At 72.3% G+C, this 20,063-nt stretch carries 16 protein-coding genes; 11 read left to right on the forward strand and 5 right to left on the reverse strand.

What is annotated here, in order from left to right; all coding sequences use genetic code 11:
* Positions 1–67: 67 nt before the first annotated feature.
* Entirely contained in the window at positions 68–1,312 is a 1,245-nt protein-coding gene (locus tag ACZ6W9_RS14910) for an acyl-CoA dehydrogenase family protein (RefSeq protein WP_389963347.1), read from the reverse strand.
* Between the two features lie 402 nt (positions 1,313–1,714).
* On the opposite strand from ACZ6W9_RS14910, the gene ACZ6W9_RS14915 reads away from it, so the two are divergent.
* The 6 genes from ACZ6W9_RS14915 to ACZ6W9_RS14940 all read left to right on the forward strand — a co-directional run bounded on the left by ACZ6W9_RS14915 (position 1,715) and on the right by ACZ6W9_RS14940 (position 8,974).
* A complete protein-coding gene (locus ACZ6W9_RS14915; protein WP_362941056.1) occupies positions 1,715–2,176 on the forward strand; it encodes an SRPBCC family protein in 462 nt (153 codons plus the stop codon).
* Between the two features lie 115 nt (positions 2,177–2,291).
* Positions 2,292–3,074, forward strand: coding sequence for a class I SAM-dependent DNA methyltransferase (locus ACZ6W9_RS14920; RefSeq protein ID WP_389963352.1), 783 nt, complete (start codon positions 2,292–2,294; stop codon positions 3,072–3,074).
* Complete coding sequence (locus tag ACZ6W9_RS14925) at positions 3,071–4,192, forward strand: DegT/DnrJ/EryC1/StrS family aminotransferase (RefSeq protein WP_470118141.1); 1,122 nt, start codon at positions 3,071–3,073, stop codon at positions 4,190–4,192. The genes ACZ6W9_RS14920 and ACZ6W9_RS14925 overlap by 4 nt, the downstream gene beginning before the upstream one ends.
* Positions 4,193–4,355: 163 nt before the next feature.
* On the forward strand, positions 4,356–5,576 hold the full coding sequence (locus ACZ6W9_RS14930) for a methyltransferase domain-containing protein (protein ID WP_389963359.1): 1,221 nt from the start codon (positions 4,356–4,358) through the stop codon (positions 5,574–5,576).
* A gap of 284 nt (positions 5,577–5,860) precedes the next feature.
* Positions 5,861–7,099, forward strand: a complete 1,239-nt coding sequence (locus ACZ6W9_RS14935; protein ID WP_389963362.1) for an acyltransferase family protein — start codon at positions 5,861–5,863, stop codon at positions 7,097–7,099.
* A gap of 219 nt (positions 7,100–7,318) precedes the next feature.
* Positions 7,319–8,974: an MFS transporter gene (locus tag ACZ6W9_RS14940; RefSeq protein ID WP_389963365.1), complete on the forward strand. Its 1,656-nt coding sequence runs from the start codon at positions 7,319–7,321 to the stop codon at positions 8,972–8,974.
* Between the two features lie 184 nt (positions 8,975–9,158).
* Here ACZ6W9_RS14940 and ACZ6W9_RS14945 read toward each other — a convergent pair whose 3' ends face one another.
* Complete coding sequence (locus ACZ6W9_RS14945; protein WP_362941038.1) at positions 9,159–9,311, reverse strand: hypothetical protein; 153 nt, start codon at positions 9,309–9,311, stop codon at positions 9,159–9,161.
* A gap of 21 nt (positions 9,312–9,332) precedes the next feature.
* Between ACZ6W9_RS14945 and ACZ6W9_RS14950 the strand changes: the two genes are divergently transcribed.
* Positions 9,333–10,580: a cytochrome P450 family protein gene (locus tag ACZ6W9_RS14950; RefSeq protein WP_389963368.1), complete on the forward strand. Its 1,248-nt coding sequence runs from the start codon at positions 9,333–9,335 to the stop codon at positions 10,578–10,580.
* A 321-nt stretch (positions 10,581–10,901) separates the two neighbouring features.
* On the opposite strand, the gene ACZ6W9_RS14955 is transcribed toward ACZ6W9_RS14950, so the two are convergent.
* Complete coding sequence (locus tag ACZ6W9_RS14955) at positions 10,902–11,909, reverse strand: NAD-dependent epimerase/dehydratase family protein (protein WP_389963371.1); 1,008 nt, start codon at positions 11,907–11,909, stop codon at positions 10,902–10,904.
* Entirely contained in the window at positions 11,906–13,252 is a 1,347-nt protein-coding gene (locus tag ACZ6W9_RS14960; protein ID WP_362941029.1) for a nucleotide sugar dehydrogenase, read from the reverse strand. Before ACZ6W9_RS14960 ends, ACZ6W9_RS14955 begins: the two co-directional genes overlap by 4 nt.
* 368 nt (positions 13,253–13,620) lie before the next feature.
* Between ACZ6W9_RS14960 and rfbH the strand changes: the two genes are divergently transcribed.
* Both rfbH and ACZ6W9_RS14970 read left to right on the forward strand, forming a co-directional pair.
* Positions 13,621–14,925: a lipopolysaccharide biosynthesis protein RfbH gene (rfbH, locus tag ACZ6W9_RS14965; protein WP_362941026.1), complete on the forward strand. Its 1,305-nt coding sequence runs from the start codon at positions 13,621–13,623 to the stop codon at positions 14,923–14,925.
* Between the two features lie 161 nt (positions 14,926–15,086).
* A complete protein-coding gene (locus tag ACZ6W9_RS14970) occupies positions 15,087–16,403 on the forward strand; it encodes a nucleotide disphospho-sugar-binding domain-containing protein (protein ID WP_389963376.1) in 1,317 nt (438 codons plus the stop codon).
* Positions 16,404–16,670: 267 nt separating this feature from the next.
* Here ACZ6W9_RS14970 and ACZ6W9_RS14975 read toward each other — a convergent pair whose 3' ends face one another.
* Complete coding sequence (locus ACZ6W9_RS14975; RefSeq protein WP_389963379.1) at positions 16,671–18,122, reverse strand: extracellular solute-binding protein; 1,452 nt, start codon at positions 18,120–18,122, stop codon at positions 16,671–16,673.
* Between the two features lie 355 nt (positions 18,123–18,477).
* Here ACZ6W9_RS14975 and ACZ6W9_RS14980 point away from each other — a divergent pair, with 355 nt between their 5' ends.
* A complete protein-coding gene (locus ACZ6W9_RS14980) occupies positions 18,478–18,885 on the forward strand; it encodes a YciI family protein (RefSeq protein ID WP_389963382.1) in 408 nt (135 codons plus the stop codon).
* A gap of 6 nt (positions 18,886–18,891) precedes the next feature.
* Positions 18,892–20,037, forward strand: a complete 1,146-nt coding sequence (locus tag ACZ6W9_RS14985) for an RNA polymerase sigma factor (protein WP_470118147.1) — start codon at positions 18,892–18,894, stop codon at positions 20,035–20,037.
* The last annotated feature ends 26 nt before the right edge of the window (positions 20,038–20,063 follow it).

Below are 20,063 nucleotides of genomic sequence, written 5' to 3' on the forward strand. Positions count from 1 at the left end.
GGATCGCTCATCGCCGGGGGCCGGGCCCGCCGGCTCGCACGACGCCGGAGGCCGGGCCCCCACCGGGTCACTCGACGCCGAAGCGGACCCGCGCCAGATCGCGCGGGGCGATGGTGGCGAGGAAGGTCGAGACTCCGGCGTGGGTGACGAACATCGACATGTCACGCCAGACGCGCTCCATGCGCTCGCCGTTCCGCACCGCGCTGGAGCCCGCGGTCGGGTACAGGTGCCGCTCGACCGCGCGCCAGCTCAGGTCCACCACCTCGCTGCAGATCCCGGCGATCCGCAGCTCCTGCTCCCGGGTGACGGCGGCCGGGCCCCGGGCGCAGGTCTCGCGCCACTGCCGGACCGCGTCCAGCGTCGCGGCCTCGGCCGTGGCGATCATGCCGGCGGCCCTGCCGTACCGGAGCTGGAAGTCGGGGTCCTCGGCGCGCGGCACGATCGGCGGGAAGGGGGTGGTGCGGGTGCGCATCAGGTCCTCGTAGGCGTCGAGCGCGTTCCGGGCCATGCCGACGGCCAGGGCGGCGTCCTCCAGGACCATGAAGCTGAGCTGGCCGCCGCCGTACTCGGGGTTGCCGTGCAGCGCGCGGCCGGGCGTGCCCTCGGTGACGCTGACCTGGCTCATGTGGGTCCGCATCAGGAAGTGGGCGGGGATGCGCCCGTTCTCGATCCGGATGCTGTGCGAGCCGCTGCCCTTCAGGCCGAGCGCCTTGCCCCAGTCGTCCAGGCGGGTCCACTCGCTGCGGGGGGCGATGAACATCGCCGGCTCCGGCTCGCCGCCGCCGTCGGGGGCGACCATCGCGTGGCCGATGAAGTGCGTGGCGTACGGCGAGCCCGAGCAGTAACCCCAGGTGCCGTTGAGCACCCAGCCGCCGTCGGCCGCGGGTTCGGCGGTGCCGCCGGGCATGACGGTCGCCGGGCAGATGAAGTGCCCGTCGCCGAAGACCTCCTCCTGCACCCGCTCCTCGAACAGCGTGGCCACCGCGAGCGCGTGCGCCGCGCCGAGGCAGTACATCCACCCGGTCGAGGGGCAGCCCCGGGTGAGCGCCATCGTCACCCGCATGAAGGTGTCGATCCCGAACTCGTAACCGCCGTACCGGCGGGGGACCAGGATCCGGTAGAAACCGGCCCGGGTGAACTCCTCGTGGACGTCCTCGCCGTAGAAGGTGCGCCGCTCGGTCTCGGCCTGGCGCTCGACCAGGGACGGCGCGATGGCCTCGGCCCTCGCCACCATCTGCTCCGGCGTCAGGCCGGGCTCGGGCGGGGAGGAGAGGGAAAGGCGGCGCTCGGGAATGCTGGTGACGACTCCCATTCTTCGCGTGTCCTCACGGTCTCGTGGGCGGATGCGACATGCGCCAGCGTCACACCCGGCTCCGGGCCGGCGCATCTTTCGGGTTGCGGTCCGGACGACGGCCGCGCCCGCTTCCCCGGGGTGTTTCCGGACGGGGGACGCGGCTTTTCCGGGGAGGGGCCCAAGAGAGCATTCCTGAATAAGAAAAAGCACCGGGCCGGGGCGAGAATCGCACTACCGGTACCTTGCTGGGCCTATAGGCTCTTCATGATCCCCGGCCGTGACCGCTGTCACGGATCGCGGGACGACGGCGAGCCGGCCCATCCGGGTCTTTCGACACGCCGGCGGACGGCGGAGCCGGGCGGGCCGGCTTCGATCCGTGCAGAAGCCATTTCTTCCCTCAGGTCCGAGAAAGGACGACACATGACGAGCAGGATCGAGATCACTCGAACCTTCGATGCGCCGCGCGAGCTGGTGTACGCCGCCTGGACCGAGCCCAAGCACTTCACCCACTGGTGGGGCGCCCCGCTCGACACGATCTCCATGGACGTCCGCCCCGGCGGTGAGTGGCGCGCCACGATCGTCGTCGACGAGCAGACCCAGGTGCCCTTCGCGGGTGTCTACCGCGAGGTCGTGCCGAACGAGAAGCTGTCCTACAGCCTCCTCGACCTCAGCGACGACGCCGAGAAGCAGGCCGCGCGCCAGGAGCGGGACCACGACGGCGAGGAGCTGGTGACCGTCACCTTCGCCGACGCCGCCGCCGGCGGCACCGAGCTGACCTTCGTGCAGCAGGGCGACCTGCCCGAGGACGAGGTCCCGCGGGCCACCGAGGGCTGGGGCTACTTCTTCAACGCCCTCGACGAGCACCTCAAGAACGTCAAGTAGCGCGGGGCGCGATCCCGCGTGACACGGCCGGGGCGGGCGGAGGGACCCGCCCGCCCCGGCCGTTCGCGTGCCGTACGACATCGGGCGTCCACCGTCCGGGCCGGTTGGAGGAGCAGTGACCACTGACACCATCGCGAGGAACACCCCCGGCGACGGCGCGCCGGGGCACCGGGGCGCCAACGTCTACGGTGAGGAGGTCAGCGACATCTACGACCTCCTCTACAAGAGGCGCGGCAAGGACTACGCCGCCGAGGCCGCCGTCATCGCCGGCCTGATCCGCGAGCGCGCGCCGCACGCGGCGTCGCTGCTCGACGTGGCCTGCGGCACGGGGGAGCACCTCGTCACGCTGCGGACCATGTTCGGCCACGTCGAGGGGGTCGAGCTCTCCGACTCGATGCGGGAGCGCGCCCAGGGGAAGCTCCCCGGCGTGGCCGTCCACTCAGGTGACATCCGCGACTTCGACCTGGGCCGCACCTTCGACGCGGTCTGCAGCCTCTACGGCACGATCGGCTACATGTCCTCCCAGGAGGAGCTGGACTCGGCGATCGCCGCCATGGGACGGCACGTGGCGCCCGGCGGCGTGCTGATCGCCGAGCCGTGGTACTTCCGCGAGGGGTTCGCCGACGGCCACATCGGCGACGACATCGTCCGCGAGCCGGGCCGTACGGTGACCCGGCTGGCGACCTCGGTGCGCGAGGGGAACGTCGTCCGGGTGGAGGCGCACTACCTCCTGGCCGACGCCGCCGGGGTGCGGCACTTCGAGCACGTCCAGGTGATGAACCTGTTCGGCCGCGACGAGTACGCGGCGGCCTTCACCCGCGCCGGTTTCGACCCCGTCCGCGTGGAGCCGGGCGACCTGCTGGCGGGGCGGTCCCTGTTCGTCGGCGTGCGGCGATGATCCCTCTGTTCCGCACCGCGGTGGCGCCCGGCACGGCCGAACGCGTCACCGCGGTGGTCGACAGCGGCCGGTTCGGCCACGGACCGGCCGTCGAGGAGTTCGAGCGCGCCGTGGGCGCCCGGGTGGGCAATCCCCGGGTCGCCGCGGTGAACAACGGCACCTCCGGCCTGCACCTCGCCCTGCGGCTGGCGGGCGCCTGCGCGGACGCGCCCGGCGGGCCGGGGGAGGTGCTGAGCACGCCGTTCACCTTCGAGGCCACCAACTGGAGCATCCTCGCCAACGGCATGCGCGTCACCTGGGCCGACATCGATCCGGCGACGCTGAACGTCGACCTGGACGACCTGGCGAAGAAGATCACACCGGCGACCCGCGCGATCATGGTGGTCCACTGGGCCGGCTTCCCGGTGGACCTGGTCCGGCTCGCCCGCGTCCTCGACGACGCCGAGGCCGAGTACGGCTTCCGGCCGGCGGTCGTGGAGGACTGCGCCCAGGCGTGGGGGGCCGTCTGCCACGGCCGGCCGCTCGGCGCCCACGGCAACCTCTGCGTCTTCAGCTTCCACGCCACCAAGCACCTGAGCTGCGGTGGCGGCGGCCTCGTGGCCCTGCCCGACGAGGAGTCCCTGCTGCGCGCCCGCAGGCTGCGCTTCTTCGGCATCGACCGGGACGCCGACCGGGTGAACGCCGACTACGAGGTCGCCGAGTGGGGCTACAACTTCTACATGAACGAGATCAACGCGGCGATCGGGCTGGCGAACCTGGAGACGGTGGACGAGCGGGTCCGGCGGCACCGGCTGAACGCGGCCTTCTACGACGCGGAGCTGGCCGGCGTGGCGGGCCTGGAGCTCACCGCGCGGACCGAGGGGCTGGAGCCGTCGTTCTGGCTGTACCCGGTGCTGGTCGACGACCGCGCGTCCTTCATGCGCAAGCTGGCCGGCGCGGGCATCACCGCGAGCGTGGTCTGCCGCCGCAACGACGAGCACGGCTGCGTGGCGGACGCCAGGACGCCGCTGCCGGGCGTGGACGCGGTCCACGACCGGGTGGTCAACATCCCGGTCGGCTGGTGGCTGACGCCGGAGGAGCGATCGCACATCGCCGAGACGATCAGGTCCGGATGGTGAGACCGGGACGGCGTTTCCCCGGCAGGCGCTGAAAACCCCAGAAAGCCCCCGGCCACCCCTTTTGAAATACCCCGTAAAAAGCATCCGGAATCCCCCGGAAAGAGGGGTTGGCCAGCGCAATCACCGATAAAGGGCCCGCGCGGGCCGGTGTTAACGTCGGGTCATGCATAATCCATGTCGAATCTGTGGCGGAACCGTCAAGGGGTCGATCGACCTCGGGCGCCACCCCCGTGGAAACGCCTTCCCCCGGCCGGGGGAGACGTCGGACGAGTTCTTCTACCGGCTGGTCGTCGGAATGTGCGACGTGTGCACGATGGTCCAGCTGCTGGAGGACATCCCACAGGAAGTCCGGTACCACGACGAATACCCCTACCACGCCTCCGGGTCGGCCATTCACCGGCGGCATTTCGAGGACATCGCCCAGGGATTCCTCGACACCGAGCTGACCGGCCCCGACCCGTTCGCCGTCGAGATCGGCAGCAACGACGGGGTCATGCTCGCCAGGATCGCACAGGCCGGCGTGCGCCACCTGGGCATCGAGCCGTCCCGGCAGGTGGCCGAGATGTCGAGGGCCAAGGGCGTCCGGGTGCTCCCGGAGTTCTTCGACGAGGGCACCGCGGAGCGGATCCGCGCCGAGCACGGCCCCGCGGACGTCATGTTCGGGGCCAACGTGATCGCGCACATCTCCCACCTGGCCTCGGTCCTCCGCGGTGCCGCCCTGCTGCTGGCCCGCACCGGCGTGTTCGTCTTCGAGGAGCCCTACCTCGGCAGCGTCGTCGAGAAGACCGCCTTCGACATCCTCTACGACGAGCACTCGTTCGTCTTCTCCGTCCGGGCGATCCAGGCCGCCGCCGAGCGCTTCGGCCTCGAACTCGTCGACGCGCGGCCCATGGAGATCCACGGCGGCTCGATGCGCTACACCCTGGCCCCGGCGGGCGCGCGCCCGGTCTCACCCCGGGTGGGCGAGCTGCTGGAGAAGGAGGCCGCCCAGGGACTCGGCGAGCACGCGGCCCTGGAGGAGTTCTCCCGCCGGGCGCGGACCGTCCGCGACGACCTCACCACGCTCGTGCGGGACCTGCACGCCCAGGGCAAGCGGATCGTCGGGTACGGCGCGCCCGCGAAGATCACCACGGTGACGAACTACTGCGGCATCGGCCCGGACCTGATCCCCTTCGTGTGCGACTCCACGCCGTCGAAGCAGGGCCGCCTGGTCGCCGGGACGCACATCCCGGTCAGGGCGCCGGAGGCGTTCTCCGCGGACTACCCGGACTACGCGCTGCTGTTCGCCTGGAACCACGCCGAGGAGATCATGGCCAAGGAGCGGGAGTTCGCCGAGCGCGGCGGCCGGTGGATCCTCTACGTGCCCGACGTCCACATCGTCTGAGGCCGTACGGCGACGCCCGGCGGCACCGGAGCGTTCGAGGACGCCCGGTGACGTCCTGCGGCGCGGGGCGGGCGAGGTCGTCCGGCGGCACGGGGGCGTCCTGCGGCGCGAGGGCGTGGGGACGCCCGTTTGTCAGCACGTGTGGAGATGCGGCCCCGGAAGGGGAGCGCGAATCATGGTGACCGTCCGGTCGCCCCGTTTCCGCGACCCCCCGGTTCCCACCTCGCCGGCCAGGGCAGCCCCGCAGACTCGCCGGCCAGGGCGGCCAGAAGAAAGGAAGAGCCATGGTGTCCGTGGCAACGTCATCCGGCCAGGCCGGCGCTCCGGCCGAGCGCCGCCCCGATCTGCCAGCGCTGACGGGGATGCGCATCATCGCCGCACTGCTGGTCTTCCTCTGCCACGCCGTGCTTCCGGTGACCTCCGGAAACCACAACCCCCCGATGCCGTACGGCGATCAGGGGCTCACGATGAAGCTGCTGTGGTTCTTCTCCGCGGGCGGGCAGATCTCCCTGTCGTTCTTCTTCCTGCTGAGCGGTTTCATCATCACCTGGTCCACCCGTCCGGGTGACCGGGTCCTGGCGTACTGGCGCCGCCGCGTCGTGAAGATCTTCCCCAACCACGCGGTCACCTGGGCGCTGGCCATGCTCCTGTTCGCGGGCGCCTACACGCCGTACTTCGGCCTGCCGAACCTCTTTTTGGTCAACTCCTTCTCGCCCGACCCGGCGCTGTGGGGCGGGGCGAACATGCCGGCCTGGTCGCTGGGCCCGGAGATGTTCTTCTACCTGCTGTTCCCCCTGCTGATCATCCCGATCAGGAAGATCGCCGAGAACCGGCTGTGGCTGTGGGCGGTCGTCACGGTCGCCGCGATGGCCGTGCTCTGCCTCGTCACCGTCTACGTCATCCCGGACTCCCCGACCTACCCCGGTGAGCCGCAGTCGCTGCCCCAGTTCTGGTTCAGCTACATGTTCCCGCCGGCCCGCCTGGTCGAGTTCGTCCTCGGCATGATCGTCGCCCGCCTCGTCATCAGCGGCCGGTGGCCGCGGATCGGCGTCGTGCCCGTCGTGCTGTTCATGATGGTGGGCTACGCCGCCGCGCTGGTGGCCCCCGCGCCGTTCAACCAGACGCTCGTCTCGGTGGTCCCGTTCGCCGTGGCGATCGGCTCCCTGGCCGTGACCAACATCGGCGGCACCCGCACCGTGTTCGGCAGCGGGCCGATGGTCTGGCTGGGCAACATCTCCTTCGCCTTCTACCTGACCCAGTCCTTCATCCTGTTCTACCTGCTCCCCAAGCTCTTCGGGCAGGCCGGCTACGGCGTCGTGGGCGGCACCGCGCTCATCCTCGGGATGATCGTCGCCAACCTCGTCGCCGGGTGGGCGCTGCACACGCTGGTGGAGCGGCCCGCGATGCGCTGGTGGAGCGGCTCCCGCAGGACCCGCGCCCCCCGCGAGGAGGTCCGGGAGGCCCCGGCCGCGCCGGCGCCGGTTCCGGCCGGAACCGCCGCGGGCACGGGCCCGATCGACTGACCGGGTCCGCCGTACGGCGGGGGCTGCCACGGCGGAGATCGGAAAAGAGCGCAGTCTGGCGGAAGCGCACAGAGGGGCGCCGCCGGAAGACTGGCCGGTGCGCACGTCATCGCGGGAACGCCGCGGGGGCGTGCGCGCCGGAACGCCGACCTTACAACGACCCTCCGGCCGCGCCGTCGGATCCGCCGGCCGGGGGCCACGCCGAAGGAGGGATCTCCGATGGACACCACCCCCGAGGCCGGAGCCGTGCGCGCCGGCCCGCGCCAGTGGGCCGGACTGGCCGTGCTGGCCCTGCCCACCCTGCTGCTGTCGCTCGACATGAGCGTCCTGTACCTCGCCCTGCCGCACCTGAGCGAGGAGCTGGGCGCCACCGCCACCCAGCAACTGTGGATCACCGACGTCTACGGCTTCCTCATCGCCGGGTTCCTGGTCACCATGGGCGGCCTGGGCGACCTGGTCGGCAGGCGCAAGCTGCTGCTGATCGGCGCGGCCTGCTTCACCGTCGCCTCGGTGGCGGCCGCATACTCCTCCAGCGCCGAGATGCTGATCGTCTCCCGCGCGCTGCTCGGCGTCGCCGGGGCCACGCTGATGCCCTCCACCATGGCGCTGCTCGGCAACATGTTCCCCGACCCCCGGCAGATGGGCACCGCCATCGCCGTCTGGATGAGCTGCTTCATGGGCGGCATGGCGCTCGGGCCGCTCGTCGGCGGGCTGATGCTGCAGCGGTTCTGGTGGGGCTCGGTGTTCCTGCTGGCCATCCCCGTCATGGCGCTGCTGCTCATCGCCGGGCCGCTGCTGCTGCCCGAGTACCGTGACCCCGCGGGCGGGCGTGTCGACCTGGTCAGCGTGGTGCTGTCCCTGGCCACCATCCTGCCGTTCGTCTACGGCCTCAAGGAGCTCGCCAAGCACGGCTGGGAGCCGCAGTACCTCCTGTCCATCGCGGTGGGCATCGTCGTCGGCGTGTTCTTCGTGCGCAGGCAGCGGACCCTGGAGACGCCGCTGCTGGACCTGCGGCTGTTCGCGCACCGCACGTTCCGCGCCGCACTGATGATCATGGTGCTGGGCGGGGCCGCCAGCGGCAGCTTCTTCCTCGTCAGCATGTTCCTCCAGACCGTGAAGGGCATGTCGCCGCTGGAGGCGGGGCTCTGGCTGGTGCCGTCGACGGGTGCGACCATCGCCAGCGTCATGCTGGCCCCGGTCATCGCGCGGCGGTTCCGCCCCGGCCACGTCATCGCCGCCGGCCTGGCCGTCACCGCGGTGGGTTACCTGATGCTGAGCCAGGTGGACGGCTCCACCGGGATGGCCTTCGTCCTGACCGGCCTCATCGTCGGCGCCGTCGGCGCCGGCCCCATGGGGGCGCTCGGCACCGGCCTGATCTTCACGTCCGTCCCGCCGGAGAAGACCGGCGCGGCCTCGGCGATCTCCGAGACCGGCGGCGAGTTCGGGATCGCGTTCGGCGTCGCCGTGCTGGGCAGCGTCGGCGCCGCCGTGTACGGCAGCCAGATCACCGTTCCCGCCCAGGTCCCGGCCGAGGCGGCCGCCGCCGCCCGGGAGGGCATCGCCGGCGCCGTCGGCGCGGCCGAGCAGGTGGGCGGCACCCTCGGGGCCGAGCTGCTCACCGCCGCCCGCGAGGCGTTCACCACCGCGATGAACTCCGCCACCGGAACCAGCGCCGCGCTGGCCCTGGCGCTGGCCGTCGTGGCGGCGGTCGCACTCGGGCACGTGCCGCCCACCGGCCAGGCCGAGGCCGCGGAGGCGGCCGAGGGCGGGCCGGAGCAGGCCGGGGACGCCGCCGCGACCGCCCAGGACGGGCGGGCCGGCGAGCACTCCGCGCCCGCCGGAGTCGCCGCCGAGGCCGCGAACGCCTCCGGCTGACCCCGGAACCGCCCGGCGGCCACGGCACCCCGTGGCCGCCGCAGGCGCGCGAGGACCGTGGACCGCCACGGCCCGGAGCCGCCACGCCGCACCCGTCGGCGTGGCGGCTTTTCCATGCGGCCCCGGGGGTCCGGCTCCCGGGCCCTCATGATCTCCCTGCCATTTCGTATTCGGAATTGCTGACTTACCGGATCGCATTCCCGGACACTTTCCGGGCGGCGCGGATGGAAATAGCCTTGGAATGTGGCGCCATGCCGGGGCGGAATTCCCATCCGCCGGCGGCGTCGTATTCCCCGCATATCTTCTCATGGTGTTCCGGCACCTCGACCAGCTCCATCACGAAACTCGGGAGACATCCGTGGAAAGACGCTGCCCCGTCCTCGACACCACCGGCCGAGACCTCCACGGGGAGACGGACCGCCTGCGTGAGCTCGGCCCCGCCGTCCCCGTCCAGCTCCCCGGCGGCGTCATCGCGTGGTCGGTCAACCGCCACGACGTCATCAGGAAGCTGCTGACCGACCCCAACGTCACCAAGAGCGCCCGCAACCACTGGCCCGCGTTCATCAACGGCGAGATCCCGCCCGACTGGGAGATGATCAGCTGGATCGCCATGGACAACATGGTGACGGCCTACGGCAAGGACCACGTCCGGCTGCGCAGGCTGGTCGGCAAGGCGTTCACGCCGCGCCGCACCGAGGCGATCAAACCGCGCATCGAGGAGCTGACCGGCCAGCTCCTCGACGCCCTGGCCGCCGTCCCGCCCGGCGAGGTCGTGGACCTGCGCCAGCACTTCGCCTACCCGCTTCCGGCCCGCCTGGTGGCCGACCTGATCGGCATGTCCGAGGAGGCCCGGGTCGAGACCGCCAAGGTCATCGACATGATGGTGGACACCACCGTCACCCCCGAGCAGGCCCAGGCCATCCTGATGGGCTGGCGCGGCGCGATGGAGGAGCTCATCGCCGAGAAGCGCCGCAACCCGGGTGAGGACATCACCAGCGACCTGGTGGCCGCCCGCGACGAGGACGGCTCCCGCCTGTCGGAGGTCGAGCTGACCGACACGATCTTCGCGATCCTCGGCGCCGGCTCCGAGACCACGATCAACTTCTTCGACAACGCCATCACCGCCCTGCTCACCCACCCCGACCAGCTGGAGCTGGTCAGGTCGGGCCGGGCGACCTGGGACGACGTCATCGACGAGACCCTGCGGGTGGAGTCGCCGCTGGCGCACCTGCCGCTGCGCTACGCCGTTACCGACATCGAGCTCGACGGCGTCACCATCCCCAAGGGCCAGCCGATCCTCGTCAACTACAGCGCGGTGGGGCGCGACCCCGCCCTGCACGGCGACGGGGCCGGTGACTTCGACATCACCCGGCAGGACAAGGAGCACCTGTCGTTCGGCCACGGCCCGCACTTCTGCCTCGGCGCCGGCATCGCCCGCGCCGTCGCGACGATCGGCCTGTCCTCGCTGTTCGAGCGGTTCCCCGGGCTGAGCCTGGCCGCGGACCGGCGGGACCTGCAGCCGCTGCCGACGTTCATCATGAACGGCCACCGCGCCCTGCCGGTGCGGCTGACCGCCCAGGTGCCCGCCGGAGCGGGCGCCCGCTGAGCGTCCCCTCGCGAGAACCCCGCGCGGCCACCGGCCGGGCCCCTCACCCGGGGGACCCGGCCGGACCCGTGCGGGGCTTCTTCCATGCCTCCCGCGGCCTCTCGGGGGCCGCGGCCGTACGCGACGATACGGAAACCCCCGCGACGCACCCGGAATCCCCGGACCTCGTGGGAGGGAGATCCCGTACCTCCGGGAAGGACTCCGGGCACATGAAAGATCCGGCCGGCGCGTGTCGCGCCGGCCGGATCTCCCGTGTGCCGTCCGCCGGAGGATTACGGACGGCGGTCCCGTCCGCCGGGGGAGACGGACGGAGGTCCGTCCCTACCTGTCGCCCCCGCCGGTCGCGCCGCTGTCGGGAAGGGCCAGCCACCAGGGGTTGGCGCGGGCCCAGGCGATCGTCCTGGCCAGGCCCTCGCGCAGGGGCGTCGCGGCCTGCCAGCCCAGGACCCGCCGCGCCTTGCCGCTGTCCGGGATGCGCCGGGGCACGTCCTCGTAGGCCGACCCCAGCTCCGCCCGGGTGTCCACCGCGACGCTCGTCGTGCCGGCGCCGGTCAGTGCCGCGACCAGCCCGGCCGCGTCACCGACGGTGGTCTCCTCCATGCTCCCCAGGTTGAACGTCTCCCCGGCGGCGGCCGGGTGGGAGGCGGCCAGCAGGGTTCCCTCGACGGCGTCCCCGACGAACGTGAAGCAGCGGGTCTGCTTGCCCCGGTCGTACACCACGACCGGGCGCCCGTTGAGCGCGCGGTGGATGTTCCGGCTCACCACGAACGCCGGCCGCTGCCGGGGGCCGTAGGCGTTGAAGTACCGCACGATCGTCGCCTCCAGCCCGTGCTGGCGGCCGAACGCGAGCGTCAGGTGCTCGGCCAGCGCCTTGGCCGAGGAGTAGGTCCAGCGGTCGGCGGAGGTCGGGCCGAGCACCCGGTCGGCCTCCTCCGACCAGGGCACGTCGGGGTTCTTGCCGAACACCTCGCTGGTGCTCGCCACCACGACCCGGGCGCCGACGGCGGCGGCCCGCTCCAGGACGTTCCTGGTGCCCTGGAAGTTGATGTCGATGACGTCGAGCGGGCGGGCGAGGTACTGGTCCACCCCGACCACGGCCGCGAGGTGGTAGACCACGTCCACCCCCCTGGTGATCGCCTCGGCGAGCCCGCCGGGGTCACGGACGTCCCCCCGGACGTGCCGGGCGTGCTCCCGGGCGACCCGCTGGTCGTCTGGGAGCGGGCCGCTGTCGAAGACCGTCACCTCGTCGCCCCGGCCGACGAGCCGCTCCACCAGGTGGCTTCCCACGAACCCCGAGCCGCCGGTGACGACGGCGCGTACCGGGCTCACCGCCCGATCCCGCGGTAGACGTACCCCAGCCGCCGCAACTCGGCGATCTTCTCCTTGGGGTAGTAGGCCCGGCCGTCCAGCAGCAGGCACGAGGGCGCCACGGGCAGCGCCGCGAAGTCGATGTCGCGGAACGCCCGGTGCATGGCCAGGACCGCGACGCAGTCGGCGCCGCGCACCGCCTCCTCCAGGCTCCCGGCCGGCCGCAGCTCCAGCTGCTCCTCGGCCTGGACCGGGTCGACCAGCGGGTCGAACGCGCGGACCTGGACGCCGGCCTTGCGCAGGGCCGTGACGACGCCCTCCACCGGCGTCGCCCGCAGGTCGCCGGTGTCGTTCTTGAACGCCAGCCCCAGGATGGCGACCGTGCAGTCCGCGGGCTCCTTGCCGAGCCGCAGCAGCTCGTCGACGACGAGCTGCGTCGTGTACTCCGGCATCGCGGTGTTGACCTCGCGGCCGAGCGGCGCCGTACGGATCTCCACCCCGCGCGTGCGGGCGGTGTGCCAGACCATCCACGGGTCCTTCACCAGGCAGGAGCCGCCGACCCCGATGCTGGGCAGCAGGATGTTGACGTTGCCCGTGCCCTTGGGGACCGTGTTGGCCGCCGCGATCACGTCCAGCACGTCCACGTCGAACGGCGCGCAGAACTTGGCGAGCTCGTTGGCGAGCGCGATGTTCAGGTCGATCCACCAGTTGTCCGCGAGCTTCACGATCTCGGCGGTCTCCGGGGAGGCGACCGGGATGACGTCCACGCCCAGGCCACCCCGCCAGAACGCCGACGCGGCCAGCGTGCTGTCCTCGTTCACCCCGCCCACGGTGATGGGCAGCGCGCGCAGCTCGCGCAGCGCGGTGCCCTCGGCGAAGCGCTCGGGAGAGAAGGCGAGCCCGAAGTGCTCGCCGGCGCGCAGCCCGCTCCGCTCCAGCAGCGGACGCACCAGATCCCTGGTGGTACCCGGCGGGACGGTGCTCTTGACCACCACCAGCTGTCCCTCCCGCAGGTGGGAGGCCAGCCGGGCGCAGGCGGCGCGCAGGTGGTCGTCGAACAGCGAGCCGTCGGGGTGGACCGGGGTGCTGACCGCGATGAGCACGACGTCCGCGGCGCGGACGGCGGAGTAGTCGGTGGTGGCCGTCAGCCGCCCGCCGGCCGCGGCGTCCGCGATCAGCTCGGCCAGGCCCTTCTCCTGGTAGCGGCAGTGGCCGCCGGCCAGCTCGTCGACCAGGTCGGCGTTGATGTCCACGCCCGTGACGTCCCAGCCGCGGTCGGCCAGGAGCGCCGCGATGCACGAGCCGACATAGCCGAGCCCCACGATCGCGACTTTCGGGTCTTGCCGGTCGGGTAGGAAACGCATCGACGCTCCTATCGGAAGAAATAATGAGAATTGATTTCCGTGGTCAGGGCGCGCCTGTTTCGTTTCCGTCCGTCGATCGCCCTGGCATGCGTCTTCTAGCGCATCGTCATTCTTGGCGGTCCCGCGCCGCATCTCCTGGAGTGCGAGATGGGAGGGGGTGCGGACGGGCGGGAAACCCGGCAATCCACAAGATGCGCGGCCCGGCCGTCGTGGCGAATGCTGAGGCGGTGCGGCCGGAAAGGCGTCCCTCCGCGCCCGGCGCCCGCGGCCTCCGTGGCCTCTGCGGGCCGCGGCCGGTGCCGTCCTCCCGCGCCGCGGCCGCCATGCCGACGGGCCCCGGCACCCGCCGATCGAGACAAGGACCGTACATGAACGATCACAAGGCTCTGATCCTGGACGAGGTCCGCAAGTATCACCAGGACGTCCAGACCAGCGGGGAGTTCGTTCCCGGGGTCACCGAGATCTGGCCGACCGGCGCGGTGCACGACGTCGAGGACCGGGTGGCGCTGGTCGAGGCCGCCCTGGACCTGCGCGTGGCGGCCGGGAGCCGGGCGCGTAAGTTCGAGTCGGTCTTCGCCCGGAAGGTCAAGCGGCGCAAGGCCCTGCTGACGAACTCCGGCTCCTCGGCCAACCTCCTCATCGTCTCGGCCCTGATGTCCCAGAAGCTGGGGGACATGCGCCTGCGGCCGGGCGACGAGGTGATCACCGTCGCGGCGGCCTTCCCCACCACGGTGAACCCGATCCTGCAGAACGGCCTGGTCCCGGTCTTCGTGGACGTGGAGCTCGGCACGTACAACCCCACCGTGGAGGCCGTGGAGCGGGCGATCGGGCCGAAGACGCGGGCGATCATGATCGCGCACACCGTCGGCAACCCGTTCCCGGTGGCGGAGATGGCGCGGCTCGCCACCGAGCACGACCTCTTCCTCATCGAGGACAACTGCGACGCCCTGGGCTCGAAGTACGACGGCGAGCCGACCGGCACCTTCGGCGACATGGCCTCCATCAGCTTCTACCCGGCGCACCACATGACGATGGGGGAGGGCGGCTGCGTCGTCACGTCCAACCTGGCCTTCGCCCGCATCGTGGAGTCGCTGCGCGACTGGGGGCGCGACTGCTGGTGCGAGCCCGGCGAGAGCAACACCTGCCTCAAGCGCTTCAGCTACCAGATGGGCACGCTGCCGGAGGGCTACGACCACAAGTACATCTACTCGCACGTCGGCTACAACCTGAAGATCACCGAGCTGCAGGCCGCCCTCGGCCTGAGCCAGCTCGACAAGATCGACGAGTTCTGCGCCGCGCGGCGGCGCAACTGGCGCCGGCTGCGCGAGGGACTCGACGGCGTCCCGCACCTGGTGCTCCCCGAGGCGACCCCGCGCAGCGACCCGAGCTGGTACGGCTTCGTCCTCACCGTGGACCCGCAGGCCCCGTTCGGCGCCAAGGAGCTGGTGGACTTCCTGGAGGACCGGAAGATCGGCACCCGCCGGCTGTTCGCGGGCAACATCATCCGGCACCCCGCCTACACCGACCGGGAGTACCGGATCGTCGGGGAGCTCACCAACACCGACGTCATCACCACCCAGACGTTCCACATCGGCGTCTACCCCGGCCTCACCGACGAGATGATCGACTACGTCGTCTCCTCCATCAAGGAGTTCGTGCGGGCGCGCGGATGACCGGCCGCGCCGGGCCCGGCGGCACGCGCCGCTGACCGGCCGCGCCGGGTCCGGCGGTCCGTACCGCCGACCGGCTTCGCCGGGCCCGGCCGCCCCGGCCTCCTCGCGGGGTCCTGACGCCCCAGGCCACCAGGTAAGCGATGTTCCAAGGGAGACCGCCAATGCGCGTAATGCTCAGCGTCTGGCCGCAGACGTGCCACCTCTACCCCGCCATCCCCTACGCCCAGGCGCTGCAGCTCGCCGGGCACGAGGTCTGCGTCGCCTGCCCCCCGGGCGCCGCCGACGACATCGTCGCCGCCGGTCTGACCGCCGTCGTCTGCGGCGAGCCCGACACCGACGGCTGGCTCCGGGACGACATCCACCCCAAGGCCGACGAGATGGAGCGCCTGGCCGCGCTGCTGGAGATCCCCGCCGCCGAGCGCGACAACTGGGACGTCTTCTTCCAGTACTACATGATGGCCGTCCGCTTCCACCTGCCCTCGCGGCCCAGCAAGCAGAACGAGGCGCTGGTCGAGTTCGCCCGCTCCTGGAAGCCCGACCTCGTCCTGTGGGACCCCTGGTTCCCCGCCGGGGCCGTGGCGGCCCGCGCCTGCGGCGCCGCGCACGCGCGGGTGCTGATGGGCCCCGACTACAGCGGCTGGGCCGTCGAGAGGTTCGCCGCGCACGCCGGCCGTACCGGCGCCGAGCGGGCGGTGAACCCGCTGGCCGAGGCGGTGCGCCCGCTCGCCGCCCACTACGGCGTCGAGGTGGACGACGAACTGCTGGTCGGCCAGTGGACCATCGACCCCATGCCCGCGGAGATGCGGCTGTCCGCCGGCATCGCCTCGCTGCCGGTCCGCTGGAGCCCCTACAACGGCGGCGGCGTCAAGCCGGCCTGGCTGTACGGCAGGCCCGAGCGGCCCCGCCTGGCGCTGTCGGTCGGCCTGTCGACCCGCGCGTACCACAAGGGGGAGTGGCGCACCCCCAAGATCCTGGAGGCGGTCGCGGACCTGGACGTCGAGGTGGTCGCCACCCTCAACGCCGACCAGCTCGAAGGCGTCGGCGCCATCCCCGCCAACGTGCGCACCGTCGACTACGTCCCGCTCGTCCAGCTCCTGCCGACCTGCTCGGCGAGCATCAACCACGGCTCCAGCGGCACCTTCTGGGCCTCGGTGGCCGCCGGACTGCCGCAGATCGTCACCGACACCGACGAGGCCCAGCGGATCGTCGTCGCCGACGGCGAGAACGCCAAGATGGCCGAGCGGCACATCCTCTCCAAGGTGGCGGCCCGCTACGTCGAGTCCCGCCGGGCGGGCCTGCGGCTGAACCACCAGACGCAGTCCGTCGAGGAGGTCAGGGCGCAGATCGTCGCGGTGCTGGAGGACCCGGCCTACCGCGCCGGCGCCGACGCCGTCCACGGCGAGTGGCTGGCCAAGCCGGGACCGGGCGAGATCGTCGCGGACCTGGAGAAGCTCACCGCCGCACACCGGCGGCGCTGACGACCCACCGGAGGGGCCGGGGCGGAAACGATCCGCCCCGGCCCTTCTCGCGTGCGCGGGGGCCGGGCCGTACGGGGAGGGCCGCCGTGTGCGGGGCCGCGCGGAGGTCCGGCCGTGCGCGGGGATCGCCGTGCGCGGGGTCGCGCGGGCGGGACCGCCACGTGTGAGGCCGCGCGGAGAGCCGGGCGCACGCGAAGGGTCCCGGACGCCGTCCGCGCCCGGGACCCTTCCCGATCTTCCAGCTCTCCGGCCGGAGCCGGCGGGACGTCACCCGTTGAGCCGCACGACCGCCTCCATGTCGGCCGCCGAGTAGTCGCGGCCGGCCGCGGCCTCGCTGAACGCCTCCACGCTGAGGCTGTGGGTGGGGCTGTTCTCCGGGTCGCGGAACCCGGAGGTCTGCGCGTACTCGTTGTAGATGTCCAGCAGCCGCTGCGCCTCGACGTCGGCGAAGGCGAAACGCTCCTGCGGGTCGGCGTCGTGGGCCAGGATGTCGCCCATGGCGCGGGTCATGACGTCCTGGTTGCCGGCGAAGTCACCGAAGATGGCGCCCTCCGACGCCGGCACCTTCCCGGCGAGCTCCGGCCGCCGCCGCACGGCGCCGGCCGGGAACCTCATGACGTGGTCGTAGGCCACCCGGTGGCGGGGGTGCCGGTCGAACCAGCCCTCCTCCTCCAGCAGCGCGGCCGCGGAGTAGGTCAGCGGCAGGAAGCTGTTGGCCCGGTGCCGCTCGGCGGCGTACTCCGGGTTGTGCAGGTACTGCAGGAACGCCAGCGCCCCCTCCTGGGTCGCCTCGTCCAGACCGTTGGCCAGCCACAGGGACGTCCCGGCGATCGCGTTGCCGACGTAGGGCACCCGGTCGTCGTACGGGAAGATCCCGACCTCCATCTCGAAGTCGTTGTCCTCCGCGGCCCGGTGCATGTAGTTCACGTCGTTGGAGGAGGAGATGCGGATCGCCACGTCCTGCTCGGCGAAGGCCCGCAGCGTCCCGGCCCAGTCGGGGATCTTGCCGGTGTAGAGGTAGTGGCCGTCGCGGTGCAGCTTCTTCCACCACGTCGCCCAGGCGATCATCTCCGGCGAGCCCATGGTGGAGGTCGTGGCCCGGCCGGCGCGGCCGTTGTGGTTGTCGACGAGCAGACCGCCCTGCGACGCCACCGCCTGCTGGATGAACGTGCCGTGGTTGGACCAGGTGATGGCGTGCGAGGGGCCGTCCTTCGTCGCGGCGACCGCCCGGCAGACCTCCTCGACCTCCTCCCAGGTCTCCGGCAGCTTCGTCACCCCGGCCCGGCGCAGCAGCCCCTTGTTGGCGTACAGCAGGCTCGTGGTGGCCACCGTCGGCATCGAGTCGAGGTCGCCCTGGTAGGTGTAGTAGTCGCGGATCGGCGGGATGATGTCGTCGATCACGACGGGCTCGCCGAGGATCTCCGTACGGCCGCCGATGGCCTTCTGCACCGAGGTGAACAGCGGGCTGCCGTCCTGAGCCAGGGAGTCGCGGGCCGCCTGGGTCATGTAGAAGTAGTACTCCGAGATCGCCGGGGTGCGGCCCTCGGCCGCCGCCTCCGCGACCTGGCGGGGGAACCGCCAGAAGTCCTTGCCGTGCACCCGCACCTCGTACTCGGGGTGGGCCCGCTCGAAGTCCTCGCCCTGCTTGTACCAGCGGTCCATCCAGCCGGGGAAGGTCAGGTCCGGCACCCACACCTCGATGGGAATCCTGCGTTTCATGAGCCCTCTCTCTGCTTACGTGGCTTTCATGGCGCGCGGCCGTGGCACGGACCGGCCCGCGGCCGACCGGCGTCCGGCCCGCGCGCCGGTGAACGGAGATGCGCACAGGAAGGTCGCGGAAACGGACCGGGAAAGGGCCCGCCCAGCGTCCATGATTTGCCGCCCTGGGAACGTCCGCATCTCCGTGGTTGCGGAAGAGGCCGCCGTCGTCCCCGGGGTGGAGGTGGGTCCAGGGGATCGGACGGGGAATCCGCCGGAAGAAAAATGCCGGCGGGATGTCGAGAACCCGGGTGCGGCTCCGTCCCCGGAGTGAACACGGCCACAATGGGGGCCGTACCGTACCGAGGAGAACACGATGGCCAAGTACCTGCTTCTCAAGCACTACCGGGGCGGGCCGGCGGCGGTCAACGACGTGCCGATGGACCGGTGGACGCCGGAGGAGGTCTCCGCGCACGTGCAGTACATGCGGGACTTCGCCGACCGCCTGGAGGGCACCGGTGAGTTCGTCGACGGCCAGGCGCTCTCCCCTGAGGGGACGTTCGTCCGCTACGACGGCGAGGGGCGCCCGCCGGTCACCGACGGCCCGTTCGCGGAGACCAAGGACCTGATCGCCGGCTGGATGGTGATCGACGTCGAGACCTACGAGCGGGCGCTGGAGCTGGCCGCCGAGCTGTCCGCGGCGCCGGGCGCGGGCGGGAAGCCGATCCACGAGTGGCTGGAGCTGCGGCCGTTCCTGGCCGAGCCCCCGACCATCACGGAGTGACACACCGTGGACGAGGCGCTGCTGCGAACCCTCACCCCGGCGGTGATCGGCGTCCTCGTCCGTCGCGGAGCGGACTTCGCGGCGGCCGAGGACGCCGTGCAGGACGCCCTGGTCGAGGCCGTGCGCGTCTGGCCGCGGGACCCGCCGCGGGACCCCAAGGGCTGGCTGGTCACCGCGGCCTGGCGCAAGTTCCTCGACGCCGCCCGCGCCGACGTCTCCCGCCGGCACCGCGAGGCGCGCGTCGAGGACGAGCCCGTGCCCGGTCCGGCCGGGACGACGGACGACACGCTCCAGCTGTACTTCCTGTGCGCGCACCCGTCCCTGACGCCGGCCTCGGCCGTCGCGCTCACGCTGCGCGCGGTCGGCGGCCTGACCACGCGTCAGATCGCGCGGGCGTACCTCGTGCCGGAGGCGACCATGGCCCAGCGGATCAGCAGGGCCAAGAGGACCGTCTCCGGCGTCCGGTTCGACCGGCCCGGTGACGTCGCCACGGTGCTGCGCGTGCTCTACCTGGTCTTCAACGAGGGCTACTCCGGCGACGTCGACCTCGCCGCCGAGGCGATCCGGCTCACCCGCCGGCTGGCGGCCCAGGTCGACCACGAGGAGGTCGCGGGCCTGCTCGCGCTCATGCTGCTCCACCACGCGCGGCGTGCGGCGCGGACCGGCCCCGGCGGCAGGCTCGTGCCCCTCGCCGAGCAGGACCGCGGCCTGTGGGACACCCGCCTCATCGCCGAGGGCGTGGAGGTGCTCCAGGCGGCCCTCGGCCGCGACCGGCTGGGCGAGTTCCAGGCCCAGGCCGCCATCGCCGCGCTCCACGCCGACGCCCCGGTGGCGGAGGAGACCGACTGGGTGCAGATCGTCGAGTGGTACGACGAGCTGGTGCGCCTCACCGGCAGTCCGGTGGCCCGCCTCAACCGGGCCGTCGCGGTCGGGGAGGCCGACGGCCCGCGGGCCGGGCTGGCCGCCCTGGCGGAGCTCGACCCCGCCCTGCCCCGCCACACGGCCGTCGAGGCGTACCTGCGCGAGCGGGACGGCGACCTGGCGACCGCGGCGCGGCTCTACGCCGAGGCCGCCCGGTCGGCGTCCAGCCTCCCCGAACGCGACCACCTCACGCGGCAGGCCGCCCGGCTCAACGCGCGACTGCGCGTCTGAACGGCGGCCCGATCCGGCACGCGGCC

The organism is Streptosporangium sp. NPDC053982, from assembly GCF_055585205.1.